General features: G+C 53.3%; 15 protein-coding genes. 8 read left to right on the top strand and 7 right to left on the bottom strand.

Annotated elements, in window-relative coordinates; genetic code table 11:
* Nucleotides 1-33: 33 nt before the first annotated feature.
* From XX99_RS20900 to XX99_RS20885, 4 genes are read right to left on the bottom strand one after another with little or no spacing between them, the layout of a single operon-like run.
* A complete protein-coding gene (locus XX99_RS20900) occupies nucleotides 34-678 on the bottom strand; it encodes a UbiX family flavin prenyltransferase (RefSeq protein ID WP_050061352.1) in 645 nt (214 codons plus the stop codon).
* Entirely contained in the window at nucleotides 675-1,043 is a 369-nt protein-coding gene (locus tag XX99_RS20895) for a VOC family protein (protein WP_050061351.1), read from the bottom strand. Before XX99_RS20895 ends, XX99_RS20900 begins: the two co-directional genes overlap by 4 nt.
* Nucleotides 1,040-2,155, bottom strand: coding sequence for an LLM class flavin-dependent oxidoreductase (locus XX99_RS20890; protein WP_050061350.1), 1,116 nt, complete (start codon nucleotides 2,153-2,155; stop codon nucleotides 1,040-1,042). Before XX99_RS20890 ends, XX99_RS20895 begins: the two co-directional genes overlap by 4 nt.
* Before the next feature lie 30 nt (nucleotides 2,156-2,185).
* Complete coding sequence (locus tag XX99_RS20885; RefSeq protein ID WP_050061349.1) at nucleotides 2,186-3,784, bottom strand: UbiD family decarboxylase; 1,599 nt, start codon at nucleotides 3,782-3,784, stop codon at nucleotides 2,186-2,188.
* Nucleotides 3,785-4,442: 658 nt separating this feature from the next.
* Between XX99_RS20885 and XX99_RS20875 the strand changes: the two genes are divergently transcribed.
* Both XX99_RS20875 and XX99_RS20870 read left to right on the top strand, forming a co-directional pair.
* Nucleotides 4,443-7,733: a protein kinase domain-containing protein gene (locus XX99_RS20875; protein WP_050061347.1), complete on the top strand. Its 3,291-nt coding sequence runs from the start codon at nucleotides 4,443-4,445 to the stop codon at nucleotides 7,731-7,733.
* A gap of 160 nt (nucleotides 7,734-7,893) precedes the next feature.
* A complete protein-coding gene (locus XX99_RS20870) occupies nucleotides 7,894-8,790 on the top strand; it encodes a sensor histidine kinase (RefSeq protein WP_050061346.1) in 897 nt (298 codons plus the stop codon).
* Nucleotides 8,791-8,922: 132 nt separating this feature from the next.
* On the opposite strand, the gene XX99_RS20865 is transcribed toward XX99_RS20870, so the two are convergent.
* Nucleotides 8,923-9,849, bottom strand: a complete 927-nt coding sequence (locus tag XX99_RS20865; RefSeq protein WP_050061345.1) for an AraC family transcriptional regulator — start codon at nucleotides 9,847-9,849, stop codon at nucleotides 8,923-8,925.
* A gap of 348 nt (nucleotides 9,850-10,197) precedes the next feature.
* Between XX99_RS20865 and XX99_RS20860 the strand changes: the two genes are divergently transcribed.
* The 6 genes from XX99_RS20860 to XX99_RS20835 all read left to right on the top strand — a co-directional run bounded on the left by XX99_RS20860 (nucleotide 10,198) and on the right by XX99_RS20835 (nucleotide 15,958).
* On the top strand, nucleotides 10,198-11,043 hold the full coding sequence (locus XX99_RS20860) for an alpha/beta fold hydrolase (protein ID WP_050061414.1): 846 nt from the start codon (nucleotides 10,198-10,200) through the stop codon (nucleotides 11,041-11,043).
* A gap of 133 nt (nucleotides 11,044-11,176) precedes the next feature.
* Nucleotides 11,177-11,662, top strand: a complete 486-nt coding sequence (locus XX99_RS20855) for a Dps family protein (RefSeq protein WP_231581542.1) — start codon at nucleotides 11,177-11,179, stop codon at nucleotides 11,660-11,662.
* A 45-nt stretch (nucleotides 11,663-11,707) separates the two neighbouring features.
* Complete coding sequence (locus XX99_RS20850; protein ID WP_050061343.1) at nucleotides 11,708-12,316, top strand: FMN-dependent NADH-azoreductase; 609 nt, start codon at nucleotides 11,708-11,710, stop codon at nucleotides 12,314-12,316.
* Between the two features lie 11 nt (nucleotides 12,317-12,327).
* Nucleotides 12,328-12,705, top strand: coding sequence for a VOC family protein (locus XX99_RS20845; RefSeq protein WP_050061342.1), 378 nt, complete (start codon nucleotides 12,328-12,330; stop codon nucleotides 12,703-12,705).
* A 167-nt stretch (nucleotides 12,706-12,872) separates the two neighbouring features.
* A complete protein-coding gene (locus XX99_RS20840) occupies nucleotides 12,873-13,664 on the top strand; it encodes an alpha/beta fold hydrolase (RefSeq protein WP_050061341.1) in 792 nt (263 codons plus the stop codon).
* A 398-nt stretch (nucleotides 13,665-14,062) separates the two neighbouring features.
* Nucleotides 14,063-15,958, top strand: a complete 1,896-nt coding sequence (locus XX99_RS20835; protein ID WP_156186121.1) for a hypothetical protein — start codon at nucleotides 14,063-14,065, stop codon at nucleotides 15,956-15,958.
* Between the two features lie 167 nt (nucleotides 15,959-16,125).
* Here the strand turns inward: XX99_RS20835 and XX99_RS20830 are convergent, their stop codons facing one another.
* The gene (locus XX99_RS20830; RefSeq protein WP_050061339.1) at nucleotides 16,126-16,521 is read right to left on the bottom strand and encodes a nuclear transport factor 2 family protein; all 396 of its coding nucleotides are present in this window, start codon (nucleotides 16,519-16,521) and stop codon (nucleotides 16,126-16,128) included.
* A 143-nt stretch (nucleotides 16,522-16,664) separates the two neighbouring features.
* On the bottom strand, nucleotides 16,665-17,159 hold the full coding sequence (locus XX99_RS20825) for a DUF302 domain-containing protein (RefSeq protein ID WP_050061338.1): 495 nt from the start codon (nucleotides 17,157-17,159) through the stop codon (nucleotides 16,665-16,667).
* Between the last annotated feature and the right edge of the window lie 33 nt (nucleotides 17,160-17,192).

Below are 17,192 nucleotides of genomic sequence, written 5' to 3'. Positions count from 1 at the left end.
CAGCGATTGACAACTATTTGGGTGGAAATTACATCAGTCCGCAGCTACTGCCGTTGCGGTCTCGCAACAACGGCTCTCGAAGCCAGGCGTCTTCAGTGCTGTGTTGCCGACGGCTCCCTGCCAGCGAGGAAACAAATCCTGATCAAGTTCGATTCCCATCAGATCCAGCGCACGGTTGACGGTTTGGTCGACTACGTCGGCCAGAGTCTGGGGGCGGTGATAAAAAGCAGGGACCGGCGGCATTACGATCGCGCCCATTTCCGCTACCTGCACCAGGAGGCGTAGATGACCGAGATGCATCGGCGTTTCCCTCACGAGGAGGACGAGAGGACGGCGCTCCTTGAGAATGACGTCCGCTGCTCGCAAAAGAAGGTTCTCAGAATAAGAAGTGGCGATGCCTGAGACAGTCTTCATGGAACAAGGCGCAACGATCATGCCAGCTGCTCGAAAAGAACCCGAAGAAATAGATGCGGCGATGTCTCCCGGCTTGTGGACACTATGTGCCATCGCTTCGATCTGCTCGATAGTAAAATCTGTCTCTAGTGCGATGGTTCTGCGTGCTGCAGGAGTTAACACCAGATGTGTTTCGACATCGCGGAGATTCTTCAGTACTTCGAGCAGCCGGATTCCATAGGTCGCGCCGGTTGCTCCGGATATTCCAATAATTACTCGCTTCATGCTGCACCTCCTTCATTCCATTGCAAGAATGTGACGGGTACGCCGTCCGGATCGCGGACTTGGAAGAGAGTAGCTCCCCAAGAGGTAGCCTCAGGTTTAGGTGCGCTGACGGCGATGCGTTCATGTGCTGCTTCGATATCGGAAACTTCGACCACAATCTGAAATCGCTCGCTCGGGTAAAACACCCATAAGGGATGCCGTTCTCTGGCGTTATCCAGAATCTCCAGCCGCATTCCACCGATATCGAAACGATGGCCGCGACCATGTTCGCGGTCCCACTGTTCAACAATGGGAAAGCCCAAGCTCGTCTCGTAGAAGTGCGACACTTCGTCGAAATTGTTGGTAACTAAAGCCAAATAGCTCATGCTCGTTCTCCTGCGAATGCGCTGAAATGAGTGTCCCCTGTCTGGAACCGGGGCAGGACCTCGTCGACGAGAAGACGCAGGCTCCGCTCCCACGCCGATCGCTCATCTCCCGCGTCATAGGAAGTCATCAGCAAATAACCAAAGCCTCCGGTAGCGGTCTGCAGGGTACGAATTCGCTCCGCAACTGTCTCTGGGGAACCGACGAACCAGAGGTGATTGGTCAGGTAGTCAAGATCGATTGCCGAATCGGGCATCGAAGGATCGAGTTTCAGCATTGGACCTAGGCCTAACCCGAGATAGAGGGGGAGCAGAAACTCCTTCCAGCACCGGCCCATGATGCCGTTGATCGCGAGGTCCCTCGCCTCCCGGTCAGTTGGAGCGACATACACGTCGCGGATTACTCTCCATTCATTTCGATCCGCAGTTCTACCCGCGCTCGACGCGCCATCAACTACGGCGTCCCAATGTCGTGCTGTGATGGAAGCGTCGGGGCTAATGCTCAAACTGACAGGGATGTAGCCCTTCTCTCCGGCGAGCTTATGATTTGCCGATCCCGGGGTCAGACCCGCAATGGCAATCGGAGGATGTGGCTCTTGATAGGGCTTGAGGTGATAGCCGAGGTTTCGATAAGTCGTGGCTGGTTCGCCCATCGACCAGAATTCCCCGCGCCTACTGTGAGCTCCCTGTTTCCATAGCTCTGTCATAATCTCAATGGACTCAAAGGTCATGCGCCGGTTCGTTCCTATCGCGCCATCGATATCAAAGAGTTGATGGTCGGTGGGTAATGCACTGATGCCGACCCCCAGCTGATATCTGCCCTCGGCCATATGGTCGAGATAAGCGATACGGTGAGCCAGTTCTACGGGATGGTGGTAGGGAAGAAGGTGCCCAAGAGGACCCAGCCGAATTCGTTCGGTTCTCTGCAGGGCTTGTGCGATCAGCAGATCGGGAGCCGGACAAGGTTCCCAGGCCGCAGTGAAGTGTTCCCCTATCCAAGCTTCCGAAAAGCCTAGGGCATCGAGACGAGTGATCTCCTCGATGTCCCAACGTTGCCCTTCCCGAATGGAACGCTCAGGAGGATGTGAGGGCATCAGTAGTGCTCCGAGCTTCATGCATTCCTCCTGAGTGGTTCCATGGGAGCTTCACTTCTGGCCGTTCCCGTAGACAAAGTTCGTCTCAGCAAATGTGTAGGGGTAGTCGGGACGTAGATCGGCCATGCGTCCAAGCTTCGGTCGAAGCTGACCGAACGCGCGATAGAGAATCGGGTACGGTTGACCAGCGAAATGAGTGGTCAATTCACGCCAAGTGCGAGGTTTCTCTCGAATCAGAGCCTCCATCTCCTTGACCACTTCAGCCTCGCCAAGGACCTTCACATTCGTTGGTTGATCGATCGGGTCGGAAACAGTAGCCGCGGCATATGCGAGTGGATCTACTTGGCCTACGAGAGGAATCGTGCAGTCGAAGCCAATCTTCGAGACGCTCACGGGAGGATGATCGGTTCCGAGACTTGGATCGAGAGGCAGCATGTTCTGATCAGGCAAAATCATGGTTCCTTTCGCCGGGTTGAATCGCCATGCCTGAGCCCACTTGACCCGCTCGTCGTTGTAGATGTCTACGTCGTGATCGAAGACGTAGGCGACCTTAGGCATCCATTGACGTGAACCAGCCAGCATGAGAGCGAGCGCTTGCTTCGCGTCGCCTCCGCCGCGTGTCTTGATGCTTGCATATGCAATGTTTGAGCATCCTGCATATGGCAGATAGACGTTCTGCACAAGAATTCCTGCTCGTTGCATCGCAAGGTAAAGATCGCCTTCGATCGCGGGCTGAAAAGCATACATGTCTGTGCGTCCCGGATGCAGACCACCAATGGTCGCGTACTGATATATGGCGCCTTTGCGATAGGTAATACAGTCCACTTCAAAACGATTGTTATGCGGGAGGCCACCGCCGTAAGTTCCGGTATATTCGCCATACGGGCCCTCATCGTGAATCCAGCCTTCGGTGGTGATGACCCTGCCCTCAATCACGATTTCCGCATTTGCTGGGACTGTCAGGTCATTGGTTTCACATTTCACCAGTTTCGCCGACTCTCCGTAAAAGCCGCCCAGGATATCCCAATCGTCAACGCCTGGAAAGCTCACCATCGAGGCGATTTTGTCGAGTGTCGGACCGCCAATAATGACGGCGATTGGCATGTCTTTGCCCAATTCCCGATAGCGTTTGGCATTGATACGCGCGCCATGTGTGTCATTGCGCATGTCGATGTTCGTCTGATTCTTGGAACGGTACATGAACCGGTAAATGCCCTGGTCGATCAGGCCGGTATCGGGATTCCGAGTTACGACGTTGGTGTCGTTGAGATAGGCGTGTCCGTCACCGGGATGATGATGAAAAAGCGGGAAAATGGTCAGATCGATATCATCGCCTTTGAGAATGACGTCTTTTACGGGAGCCTTATCGACGAGTTGCGGTTTCTCTCGAAGTGCGGAACGTTTGGCGATCTCAATGCCCACATCCTTGTAATCGCATTCAAGGGCGAGCGCATACATCGGACGTACACCGTAACCATTGGCGAAAAAAGGAAATTGGCTATCTTTGACCTTTTCAACCAAAACCGCCACATCCGGGTTGTCTTCCATAATTCGCGGCAGCTCATCCACTCGTTTCTCTTCCTTGATCCGTTTGAGCAAGCCTGCTTTTTCGAGTGCGTCGACATATTCTGATAACGATTGTTGAGGCATTTTCCACTCCTTATCGGTGCATCTAGTGAAACGGTGAATGGTTAACCTGATGGGCCATTTGGCAACCCGCTCAGAAGTGCTCTGCTAAATTGAGTTTTTTGAGAGTTCTGCTAGAAGCAGCAGAATCAAGATAGGCGCGAACCTGAACGATCTCGCCGCCAGTAAACCGATAGAGTCAGCAGTACCGGTTGCCGAGACGAAGACTGTTCTCGCAGTAGCGCGGGAATGTCGGCCGCCGATGACAGCCTGGTTCCCGCTGACTAGAACATGTCCCGCCTTCAGTTGTGCCCTCTGGTACAGAACTTTGTTCTGCTTCGCGAGAGCGCCAGCGAGGGAATTATCCTTCGATCTGAAATGACCCGCTAAGGGGTGCGGTTCCCGTACGATCCAATCAATGGGTTCCGACAGAGGGCCCGAAACACTTCCCCCCTCGCCAGATTCATAGCTTTTGAATAGTCCGTGAATATCGTCTACTGTCAGCGTCATAAAAAACTCCGGCAGATATTTTGGGTCTGAGTGTGAGCGCGAACGAGGGTGAAATAAATGCACTGAATGTCAATTGAATGTCAAATCGACCTCAAATCCCGGAAGTCGTTGATTCTACGGGATATTTTGTCGCCCTCAGGTATATAATCAGCCCCGATTGAAGGTATGCAAAATGAAACCCGATAAGCCAATCCGTGCGAGGTTCGGATCGTTTGAACTTGACCTGAAGAATGGAGAACTGCGTTCTACAGAGGCCGGTAACGGCGCACGCAGAGTGTTCCTTCAGGAGCAGCCGTTCCGGGTGCTCCGAATGCTGATCGAGTTTGAAGGTGAAGTTGTCAGCCGCTCAGAAATCAAGAGGCAGCTGTGGCCGAACGATACGATCGTCGATTTCGATCACAGCATTAACGTAGCTATCGGGACCATTCGTCGTGCGCTGGACGATTCTGCAGGCGAACCCAAATATATCGAAACGGTGCCTCGACGAGGCTACCGTCTGATGGTGCGCCCGCAGTGGGTGGAAGCAGCCGAAGCTCCAATCGAAATTGAGGCTAAAGACACCTCAGCCGCCGATGGGGCGGCAATACGTTCGGCGAATGCCACCATGATCGGCAAAAAAGTCTCTCATTTCCGTGTGCTTGAGGTCATTGGCGGAGGCGGGATGGGAATGGTTTATAAGGCCGAAGACCTGAAGCTGGCCCGCCCGGTGGCCTTGAAATTCTTACCCGAGGAAATGGCGAGCGATCCGGTCGCTCTCAGACGTTTTGAACGGGAGGCGCAGGCGGCATCTTCCCTGAACCACCCTAATATCTGCACAATCCATGAAATCGAGGAATATGAGGGACAGCCTATTATCGTCATGGAGTTGCTGGATGGGGAGACGCTACGCGACCATCTCAAGGCTCTCAGTTCGAAGAAGTTGCCTTTAGAGCAACTGCTTGGCGTCGCACTGCAAACTTGTGACGGGCTAAAAGCAGCTCATTCAAAAGGAATTATTCATCGCGACATCAAACCTGCCAACATCTTCCTTACGAACCATGGACCGGCAAAGATATTGGATTTTGGATTGGCCAAATTGGTCAAAATGGATGAGCAAGAGGAGGACGATCCTCGATCAAGCGGACCTCTCTTGACGTCAAGAGTATCGGTGGCAACGGAAACCGGCCTCACACGCACGGGACGAGCAATGGGAACGGCCAGCTACATGTCGCCCGAACAGATACGGAAGGAAAAGCTGGATGCCCGCTCTGACCTGTTTTCGTTTGGCCTTGTGTTATACGAGATGGCGTCTGGACAGCGTGCATTTGCAGGCGAGAGCATTACTGAGGTATATGAAGAAGTTCTCAATCGGGCCCCAATTCCTGTCCGTCAGCTGAATCCAGGAGTTCCATCCGCCCTAGAAGCGGTTATTGCCAAGGCGCTGCAAAAAGATTGTGTCAACCGCTACCAGTCCGCAGCCGAGATGCGAGCAGATCTGGAATTAGTCCCAACCCCAGGGCTACTGCGGTTTCGCCGTATTCGTAAATGGCTCGGGGTTCTCACGCTAATTCTGGTCGTTGCTGCGGGAGCCGTGGCTTATTGGCGCTATCTTCACCGTTTTCAGCTGTCAGCCAAAGACACCATTTTGATCGCCGACCTTACCAACCAGACCAGCGACCCCGTGCTCGATGATGCCTTGAACACGGCTCTGCCCCTTGGACTGGCGCAGACGCCCTTTCTGCAGGTGCTCGCGCAGGACAAGATACGGGAAACCCTGCAACAGCTGAACTACCCGATGGATGCGAAGGTGACCCCGAAGATTGCGCGAGAGATTTGCCTAAAGACCAACAGCAGAGCCGTGGTTGCCAGTTCCATTGCCGATGTGGGGAACCACTTTCGCATCCAGTTAAGCGGAATCAATTGTCAAAGCGGTCAGACCTTCGCACATGCTGAGCAAGATGTGACTCTCCGCAGTGAGATCGTTCATTCATTAGGCATAGCAGCTGCCCAGTTGCGCAGCAGGATGGGCGAACCTGACTCCACTTTGAAAAAATTCAATAAGCCGTTCGATTTGGAAATGTCGTGGTCACCCGAAGCCATGCAGATGTTGGCCAACGGGTTCAAGCATCATCTATCCCCGGATATCGACACGACTATCTCGTACTACCAGCGCGCCATTGAGATCGATCCATCGTTTGCTTTGGCTTATGCTTCCGTCGGAACAATGTTCCTGGCGCAAGATAAAAAGACCGAGGCGTTAGCCGCTGAGAAAAAGGCCTATGACCTACGCGAGAGATTGGTCGGTCAACTGAGATTCTTGGTCGAGACGCTGTATCTTTCGGTTGGCCTCGGAGATATGGAAAGATCTTACCCGGTTTATCAGCAATGGGTAGATACCTATCCTCTGGATGGAGTAGCACATCACAATTTCGCGGACTGCCTACAGCGTTTAGGGCACTATGATCAAGCCATCGCTGAAGATCGAGAGGCATTTCGCCTCATGCCGATGCGGGGTGTGGGAAGCTATGACAACATCATGATCATGCTGACTACAGCTAATAGGTTGGAAGAGGCGAAGGCCATCTTTAGGGAGGCGAGTTCCAGAAAAGCCGATACCGCGAATACACATGAGTGGCGACACCTTGTCGCATTTCTACAGCATGACGCATCCGCCATGCGTGACCAGGAGACGTGGCTCAGGGATGCCAGGCACAACATCTCATCTTTATCGAAAAAAGCGACGGTTGATACCTATTATGGACAGTTCGATGACGCGCGCCGTCTACTGCAGCAAGCTGAGAACGTCGCAACAAATGCCGACTTGCCGATCGATCTGCTGTTCTTTGCAGTGAATCTCTCACTCCACGAAGCTGAAGCTGGGGATACCGTGGGTGCGGATCGACTAATGAAGGACGCTCTAGATTTCTATCAAAAGCGTTTTGGGCCGGTGCCCCCTGGTCTGCTGTCTGACCGACTGGCAATCGACAAGGATCTGACATTCGCGCGAATTGGCAACATCGAGCAAGCTGAGAAACTGGCCAAGAGAGTCAATCAAACCTCCCCAGAGGACACACTGGTGCAACACTATGGTCTGCCCACAGTTCGCGCGGCAATCAAACTCCGCGAGAATGATCCAGCCAGCGCGATCACGATCTTGCGGCCGGCAGAAAAGTACGATCTTGGATATCCGGATTTCTTCCGCAGTGTTTACCCTGCATATGTTCGGGGCCTTGCTTATCTTCAGTTAGGCGAAGGGCGCTTGGCTGCAACAGAGTTCCAGAAGCTTATCGATCATCCAGCAATCGTCGGAGACGAAGTGACGGGGGCACTCGCGCGTCTGCAACTGGGCCGTGCGCAGGCAATGATGGGCAACAACAGCGGTGCCCGAATTTCGTACCAGGAGTTTTTGAACCTCTGGAAAAATGCCGATCCCGACATCCCCATCTACAAACAGGCCAAAGCCGAGTATGCAAAGCTTCCATAGGGAAAGTTTGTTGGGGAGTTGCCTGGCCGATCAGAGAGATTAGTTGTTGCCTCACCACACCCACTTCTGGCGATTGACGAGATTATCCCAACCCTGCCCGAAATGATCAAGACGGTAAGGCATCCATCCCTGTACATCTAGGAATGACATTTGGGAGGTCATGATGTTTCCTAGTCAGCCATCGATTGCCGCTGTTCCTCAACTCATGCCGAAGACAGACAAGAACCCCAGCAACCTTCCTTTTTCAGTCTTTGGCGATACCCACTCCAACATGATGACGCTGGAAGAGCCTACTGAACCGCGATCATTAGAAACATTCGATAGGATGGCTGGCTTTATCGCTCATGATTTTCGTCATCACCTGTCTGCCATCTATGCAAATGCAGAATTGATGTGCAATACAAGCTATGTGCAATCAGAACGTGAAGAGATGTTTGAGGAGATAAGAACGGCTGTTATCTGTATGACGGAGGTGCTGGACTCTCTTCTTCTTCAATCGAAGACCGGCTGTATGTTTCACCTTCGACTTGAACCTCTCAAGATGATTATTGATAAGGCCGCTCAGATGGTTCGATCACATCCCGATGCTGACAAGGTCGAGTTTATTCAGGGAGACATGTCCCTCCTCGAAGTGTGTGTGGATTCTACTTGGCTCTGCAGTGCAATTTTCAATCTCTTGCTCAACGCGTGCCAGGCTGTTCAGCTTAGCCCTGAGTTGAGAGAGGTCAGGATTGCGTGCCATCACAACCACCACTACGTCTTTATCCGCGTTACCGATAGTGGCCATGGAGTTACCATGACAATTCAGAAGACCCTCTTTCAGCCCTTTGTTAGCTCAGCCGATCGTAAAGGGACAGGACTTGGATTAACGATTGTGAAGAGCATTGTGCGAGAACACGGAGGTGAGGTCTACCTCGAAGAATCGAGACCGGGAAATACAAGCTTTGTTGTGAGGCTTCCCAAGCCAAGTAGGGGCAGACCGGATGCTTTTGTTTCAGAGCCTGACCATCTGACAGTTAACAGAGCAACGCTAATAGCCGAACTCGAAAGTGCATAGGTGAAACAAGCCCTCTTGCTGGCTCGCCGAGAACCTGATTAACCGTATTAGAGGCTTTGCAGAACAGATAATCATACGAGATCAGCTCAGGAATGCTTCGAATTTCCCGTGGAGTCTCCCGGTCGCGTTTGCTTACCGTTGGGCCTTACGTCGCCACGTAGCGGGAGAGCTCCCAACTTTCTGCACAAACACGCGTGTCAGATGACTCTGATCGGCGAACCCACAAGAAGCAGCAACATCGCTGAGTGGTGTGGTGCCTTCATAGATCAGGCGCTGTGCCAAGGCAATTCGCCGGTTTAACACCCAGCGATGCGGTGAAATACCAAGTGAAGTTTTGAAACCGCGGGTAAGCGAGCTGACCGAGGTGGCAGATGCATTCGCCACCTCAGCAAGACCAACATCTTTGCTCAGATTGGCCTCGATGTATTCCAAAGCATGACGAAGCTGACGGGCAGTGAGACCCAACTTGTTACTTGTCGCTTTTGTGTCGAATATGCCGTATGTCGCGGCAATGTGGTCACGCACTGCTAGAAACATGGAATCCAGGTACAGCGCACTGACCTCGTGCGGTCGCTCCAGCGCAGGCATCATTGCTTGCATCATGTGCAGCATGACCGAATCGTAGTAGAGGTCTCCCGTCTCATAGCGCAATTCGAGAAAGGTGCTGCCATGCTCCGTCGCAAAATCACGAAAGCTGCTGATCGGAAGGAAGGCATGCAAGGTATCAAACGGATCTCGAATGTCCGCACACCACGACCTGCGCAAGTCATAAAGATGCAGGGCGCCAGATTTGGATTCTGGTTTTTGCTTGTGATGGCCATCGCAGAACACGTTAATCGGCCGGAAGGGGCGTAGTTCCACCGATACCATGATTTGATCCGCAAGAGGAGTGGGTTCTAGCAGTCCGAGATTCGGTTTGTCGTGTCGAAATCTCGCAACGAAGAGCGGTCGCTCAGAGCGATTTGAAACCGAACGGACATTTTGAAATTCGGGACGGCTCTCGCTTACGAAGCCGGGAACTTCGAACGGTTCTGAGATTTCTTCAGGATTCGTGGTCATCTCTCGTTTCCAAGGACATGGGCGCTTCTCCGAATGTTATACGCCGGGTTATCCAGCGCGCAACGTCCCGATGATCAGTGAACTGAATGTCCTAGCTGTGCCCGAAATGTCCAAGACCGCTAAACATTCGCCAACGTACATTTTGATTTGCCAGGTCGCTCTAGAAGTGACATCTGGGAGGTCAGAATGATCGAAGGTCGGACACAGCCTCAATCGGCACGCGTTAAAGGCACCACCACGCGTCGTGCGTTGCTGTTTGCGGCTGGAGCTGCGGGACTCATGGCATCCAGCTTTAGCAAACGAGCCAACGCTTTATCAACTCGGAAGACGGACGTACAGGAGGGAAATATGAGGACGGGCGGAACGATAACGACCAAAGACGGCACACAGATTTTCTACAAGGACTGGGGTCCGAAGGACGCGCAGCCCATCGTATTTCATCACGGCTGGCCGCTCAGCTCGGATGACTGGGACAATCAGATGCTGTTCTTCCTTGCCAGCGGCTATCGCGTCGTCGCACATGACCGGCGTGGTCACGGCCGTTCCTCGCAGGTGGACACCGGCCACGACATGGACCATTACGCGTCCGACGCCTCAGCTGTGGCCGAGAATCTCGATCTGCGAAATGCTGTCCATGTGGGCCATTCGACAGGTGGTGGCGAGGTGGCGCGCTATGTTGCGAAGTACGGCCAGCCTCAGGGCCGCGTAGCCAAGGCCGTGCTGCTCGCCTCCGTCCCCCCGCTTATGGTGAAGACCGAGTCGAACCCCGGCGGCACTCCGATCGAAGTATTCGACGGTTTCCGGAAGGCGCTGGCTGCCAACCGGGCGCAGTTCTTTCTCGATGTTCCTACGGGACCGTTTTACGGCTTCAACCGGCCTGGCGCGAAGGTCTCGCAGGGAATTATCCAGAACTGGTGGCGGCAGGGAATGATGGGCAGCGCGCTGGCCCACTATGAAGGCATAAAGGCTTTCTCCGAGACAGACCAGACGGACGATCTGAAAGAAATCACGGTGCCGACTCTCGTGATGCAGGGCGACGATGACCAGGTTGTGCCCTACAAGGATGCTTCCTTGCTGCAGGCCAAGTTGCTCAAGCATGGCACGCTCAAGGTCTACCCCGGCTATCCTCACGGCCTGATGACCGTGCATGCGGATGTGATCAATGCAGACCTCCTGGCTTTCATCCGAAGCTGAACCCCTGCGGGGCCCGCATCGCACGGGCCCCTCTCCTTCGCACTTGCAAGCCTCTTCTTGAGCAGAGCAACTACCAAATCAGGAGAGAAGAATGACATCCAGGCAAATGAGAAAGCCCCTAAAAGGAGGAATTGTGAACCTTGATATTCGGACGGATCTTTCGCCGGCTGCCGTCGCGGCAATTTCTGAAATGTTGCGGCAATTGCTCGCAGACGTCTTTGTGCTTTATGTGAAGACAAAGAATTTTCATTGGCACATGAGTGGGCCTCATTTTCGCGACTACCACTTGCTCCTCGACGAACAGGCTGAGGAAATTTTTGCGATGACGGACCCAATCGCGGAAAGGGCTCGCAAGATCGGCGGCACAACACTGCGATCCATTGGCGACATTGCGCAACATCAGCGATTGCTCGATAACAACGAACAATCTGCGACAGCTGAGAGCATGCTCGAAGAACTGGTCGCCGATAGCCGTTGTTTAACGAAGCTCATGCGTGCAGCTCATGATGTCTGCGAAGAATTCAAAGATGTAGCCACGGCAAGTCTGCTCGAAGTCTGGATAGATGAAGCTGAACGCCGCACGTGGTTCCTGCATGAGACGGTGCACGGTCGGAACTAATCTACCGAAAAACCTTCAACGATTAGGAAGAAAGAGGAACCTGAAATGCAGCGAATCTTGATCATCGAATCGAGCCCACGTGAAGCTGAGTCTGCGAGCCGGCGATTGACGGCCAAATTGAGAACCCGCCTGAGAGTCCTATATCCAAATGCCGAGATCACAGAGCGTGATCTGGCAAAAGACCCTCTTCCTCATCTGGATTACCGAACGGTTAAGGCCATCTTTACAAGAGATCAGACGGAAGCTGAATCTTTGCAGGAAGCACTTCGACTGTCAGATCAAGTCACAGAGGAAGTGTTGTCGGCGGATCTTCTAGTTATCGCCTCTCCGATGTGGAATTTTGGACTGCCATCCTCCTTGAAGGCATGGGTGGATCATATTGTTCGGCCCGGGAAGACGTTCCGTTATACAGCAGATGGAGCTGAAGGGCTTGCCCGTGAAAAGAAGGCGATCCTGGTGCTTGCCTCTGGTGGGGTCTTTACTCAGGGACCTTGGAAATCGTGGGATACGGAAGAACCTTACCTCCGCTTGATTCTGGGTTTCATCGGAATCACCGACGTTCAGACTGTGCGCGCTCAGGGCATGAATATACCGGGGCTTTCCGACCAGGCAATTCCCGATGGCGAAAAATCTATCGAATCACTCGTAATTTGAAGGAGAGAACAATGTTGGATCACATCATTTTGACAGTAAGCGACGTCGAGCGGTCGCTGGCCTTTTACGAGGCGGCCCTAAAACCCCTGAGCATCCGCTTCTTCATGCCTTACAAGGGTGAAGATGGTCATCCCGACCTGTGGGGATTCGGTGATGGGGAACGAGCCTGCTTCTGGTTGAAGCAGGGCAAGCCCGATCCAGGATCGATCCATTGGGGATTCAAGGCCGAGAGCAATACGAGGGTCGATGACTTCTATCGGGCGGCGATGGCCGCCGGCGCAAAGGACAATATCTCGCCGCGAGCGAGGGTCGAATACTACCCGGGATACTACGCCGCTGATGTCTTGGACCCGGACGGATATTCGTTCGAGGTTGTTCATAAGAGCTAGTGCCGGATTTGTATTCCCACGGTACTGCAGGGAATAAAGGCCCGCCTTTTCTGGCCGCACACGTTCGCCTGACTCTCTGGTCTGTCTGCGTCTATTCCTTCATTCGGCCTGGACACTGGAGTCACGATCGCTCTTAATCTTGCACTTTAAATTCTGAGGTCCGAAGCGTGGCGATAGTAGAGATAGAAAAGTCGGTAGTGGAATACCTGGTGGATGGCTCAGGGCCGGGACTGGTTCTCGTACACGGGACAGGTGGAAGCGCCGAAGCGAATTGGGGCCATCTCGTTGACCGGTTCGCACGGCACTGGACAGTCATTCGCCCCAACTACTCCGGCTCCGGCAATACAACCGATGCGGGCGGTTCTTTTTCCGTGGAGCAACTGGCCGGGCAGGTTCTCGCAGCAGCAAAGGCGGCGGGCAAGGTGCCATTTGACCTTGTGGGCTTCTCCCTTGGTGCGGCTGTGGCCGTAGTGGTCGCAGCCCGCGCTCCAGACCTTGTCCGCTCCTTAGTCCTTATTGCAGGATTTGCAGATTCTACCGACTCGTATTTGAAGCTGGAGTTTTCTCTCTGGCGTGAGCTGATTGTCCAAAACCGGCCCGCTCTCGCACGTCTGTTTCTGCTGACAGGCGTATCACATGGCTTCCTCGCAAATCTTAGCGAGGCTGAGATCGAAGCAAGCGCATCTTCTATCGTTGCAGAAACGAATTGGGATGGACTTGCACGCCAGGTCGAGTTGGATCTAACGCTGGATGTTCGCGACCATGTTCGATCCATCACTCGCCCGACACTCGTAATTGGATGCACGCATGACTGCATCGTTCCGGTGAGGCACCCACAATTGCTCGCTGCAACGATCCCAGAGGCAGAGTACACGGAGTTAGCAACAGGGCATCTCGCTGCACTTGAGCAACCCGAGGCGTTCGCCACAGCAATCGAAACATTTCTTATGCGGAACTAGCGCGAATAAAGAATGCCAATCGCCGGAAACAAGCTTGTTGTCCCTCGTCTTTGCGATTACACAACTCTGAAGCTGGGTGAAGCCATATGTATGAAGAACCCAGAGGCTGATAACCAAGAGATGGACCAGCGTCACCAAGGTTTTCCGCCGTTTTGATCGGGTTGTCGGCAATACCAATGATTCGGGGGCGAGTCAAACTCGCTTCCTCATGGCGAGGATGTCATTGGTTAGATAACAGCCGCAGCTCCAATTCATAAAAGGTGACGTCTGTAGGGACATATACTGACCGCGTTCCAAAATAATTGTGACGCCACCGATGCGATAGAGGTGCAGCAGGAATGTGTGGACCGCGCACCGGTTGGACGAGCACTGGGCCCTGACAAATTGCGGAAAATCCAATGCAGAGGACCACTGAGATGCCCTGTCCCCGATTGTTCTATGCCCTTTATCTCCTTCTGACTTCTTCTCTCTTCGCATATGCGGATGATTTCTCGAAGCTGCCAAAATGCTCAACCGAGAAAATTAACAGCGAAGATTGCGCGGTCTTCATCGATCGTAAATTTCCCATCATCATGCCGACCTTTCCTATGCGTCCGGGAAAGCACATCGTCGTCGTGCTCTATGACGCCTTTCACTTCGAAACTGTTTCCCTCGATCCAACAACCGCTCAGGCCTTCGAAGGAACGGATCAAGGAGCTGGTCTCGTGACTTCCGCAATTCCGAACTTCAAAGGATTTGTCGGGTCAACGGCCGTTCAGGGGTATGATTTGGCTCTCCGCGATTTTGCATTTGTGGGCCCTAAAGAGGGAGCGCAACTTACCGCTAAACAGGCGGCAGATGCGAAGGCGGCGAAAGCAGTTCAAGATGAACTGGACAAACTGCGGGCCGACCTGAAAGCGGAGGCCGGCGTGGCTGCGACGAAGGTACAAAAACAGATCGACGACGTCACGATCATCTATGCCCAGCTGAAAGAAGTTCAGATCGCCGTGCCGCGCCCGGTTAAGAAGGATAGCGAAGAGGAGAAGAGGGGGCTAGGCGTACCGCGGTGGACACCGAAGCCGTGGCCCTATCAAGGCCAGAACCCTGACGCCAAGATCAATCAAACAATCGAATACAAGAAGTGGCGCGGAACTCTGCTGTATGAGTTAAATGGAGATGACTACGACACCGTTACTCTGGGTCCGATCCCTTCCGATAGCGCTCCGACGAATGCAATAGGCGGAATAACAGCCCTCCAAATGACTTTGCCAATTCCTCCCAAGGATGCGAGCACGCTAGCGACGTGTACAGTGCCAAGTTGTGTCTTCGACACGACAGGCTTTGATACCGAGCTTCCGAAGGCTCAGGCAGCAATCAACGCTCTGACCAATGAAGATGACAAGAAAACCCTTCAGGCTAAGTTGAAAAAACTGACCGATCAGAAAACGAATATCCTGGCTGGACTTCTCGCAGACACGGTGAGCTTTACTAAAGTCTTAGCCGATCTGCAGTCGTATTACTGGAACATTAGTCAATGGACTGGTGAGACAGACCTGACGAAGATCCCGCTTGACTCGGACAAGTTCAGCGACGAACCAATGTTTCTGGGAAGAATTCCTGATCCGACTTCAAAGGATAAGAGCCTCATCCAGTACGTTGCCCCTTACAAAGCGCTCGGGCGTCAGATTACCTATTCCGTGAACGTTGTAAATCAGGTCGCAACGTCATCGGCCTCCGTTGCTACCACGGCTCAAAAGACCGCGATAGTAACAATTACGGCGCTTTATGCTGATCCGCATTTCGAGGTTTCAAGCGGCGCGTTCTTCTCCTCATTGGCAAACCGTTCCTTCGCCAACGTGACGACGGTAAGCATCAGTCCTAACGGCACGCCAACGCCGGTTAATATCAAAATCGTTAAGACCACCACACATCCTGAAGTGCTACCTTATGTCGCCGCAAATTACCGCCTGTTCAGAGAACGCGCGTGGCCCGACCAACGGCGATTCGCAAGTTATGCGACATTGGCCGTTGCACTCAATCCTTACAACACGCTTCCAGAATTTGCTGGCGGTCTTAGCTTCTCCTGGCGGTCTATCATGATTAGTCCTCTCTACCATCTCGGTCATTCCACCCACCTGACGCAGGGAGAAGCGCCGGGGCAAATCTATTGCGTCTACGGCGCTCCGGCGGGAAATGATCCGCCGGCTTGCGCGTCCGCTCCGCCAACGCCGGTGACCAAAACATACTGGACGAACGCCATCGCGCTCGGCATCGGTGTCCGAATTCCTAATTTGTTCAGCAGCACAAACCACTAGTCAGCATTTGAATATCGTTGCAGAACGATCTTCCAAACAACCGCAGATGCAAGACTAGGATGGCCAGCATTTCGCTCCCATTGCGCTGAGAACGTGGTCTGCTAACCCGTTCATAGAACTTTCGAGGCTTGGGCCAACTCTCACGCGCTTCCACACCGGATATCCGGTCAGGATCGATGTGCGAATGCGGCAGACGGACCGGCGATAGAATCGGCCTCATCTCCAAGGTCCATGGCTGCAATGAGACCGCTCTTCACGGTGAACACGTGAAGAACCTCGCTGTCCGAAAGAACATCACCTTGAAGGCTCTTGACGAGTTGGTGCACCCTGACGCGGGTCTTGCCTCCGTCTTCCTCGGTGATTGCCAGCGGTTCGACGTGGGGATCGAACTCACCCCATTGTCGAATCCAATAGTCGCGGATCTCTTCTTTTCCGACGACCTTGCCGCCCTCCGAAGCTTTGGGCCAGCTCACGTCCTGCGTCATCAGTGCTAATGCACCGTCGATGTCCCGCTTGTTGAATGCGGAGTACGCCTGCTCAATAAGGGTCTTAGTGTCTGCCATTCATCCTCCTACAACGCTTGCTATGCACTCGGTTCTCGTTATCCGGTTGGTTCAGATTATCGCTGACGAGCTTCAGCAAAAGGAAGGGCAAAACGGCACCGTGTTCATCCTTCCTCTATCGGGAGAGCATCGTCCTTTCTTGGCTATGAGCTGATTCTTTCGATGAGGGCAATCAATCTCGCATCAAGCTTCTTTGCCACCTCATCGATCTGTGCATTCTGGAACAAACCGACTTGGGTTGATGGCAGATCGTATTCAAAGTTCGTCCCACCGCTGGCATTTTCATAGACGGCCAGGCGGAGTGGAGCATAGAGTCCCGCGCCAAATGAATGTTGGGTCATTCGGATAGCCATCAAGACGTTCCCGATGTGATAAACGACACCCCGCCGCCGCTGCTTACCAGTCAGCGCGAGCCAGTCTCCATGCGTCGCAACGTAGTGGATCATAAGGCCGTGTGGACGGGAGGCTTCTTCTAACTTCTCTCTCAGTTCCTCGATCTTGTTCTCCGCAAGCAATCGGCGGAAGCTGTCATCCAGACGATGAACTTCAGCTTCGATTCTCGTCTTAACGGATTCGTACTGCATCTCTGTCGATACGGTAACGTGTCTAACCTGGCTTTCAACTGTGACGGTCTGCATGGTGTCTACCTATCTCTGAATGAACGAACACTC

Source organism: Silvibacterium bohemicum (assembly GCF_001006305.1).
GTDB classification, from domain to species: domain Bacteria; phylum Acidobacteriota; class Terriglobia; order Terriglobales; family Acidobacteriaceae; genus Silvibacterium; species Silvibacterium bohemicum.
The sequence above is the reverse complement of the archived record's forward strand: the minus strand, read 5'-3'. Positions and strand labels throughout refer to the sequence as shown.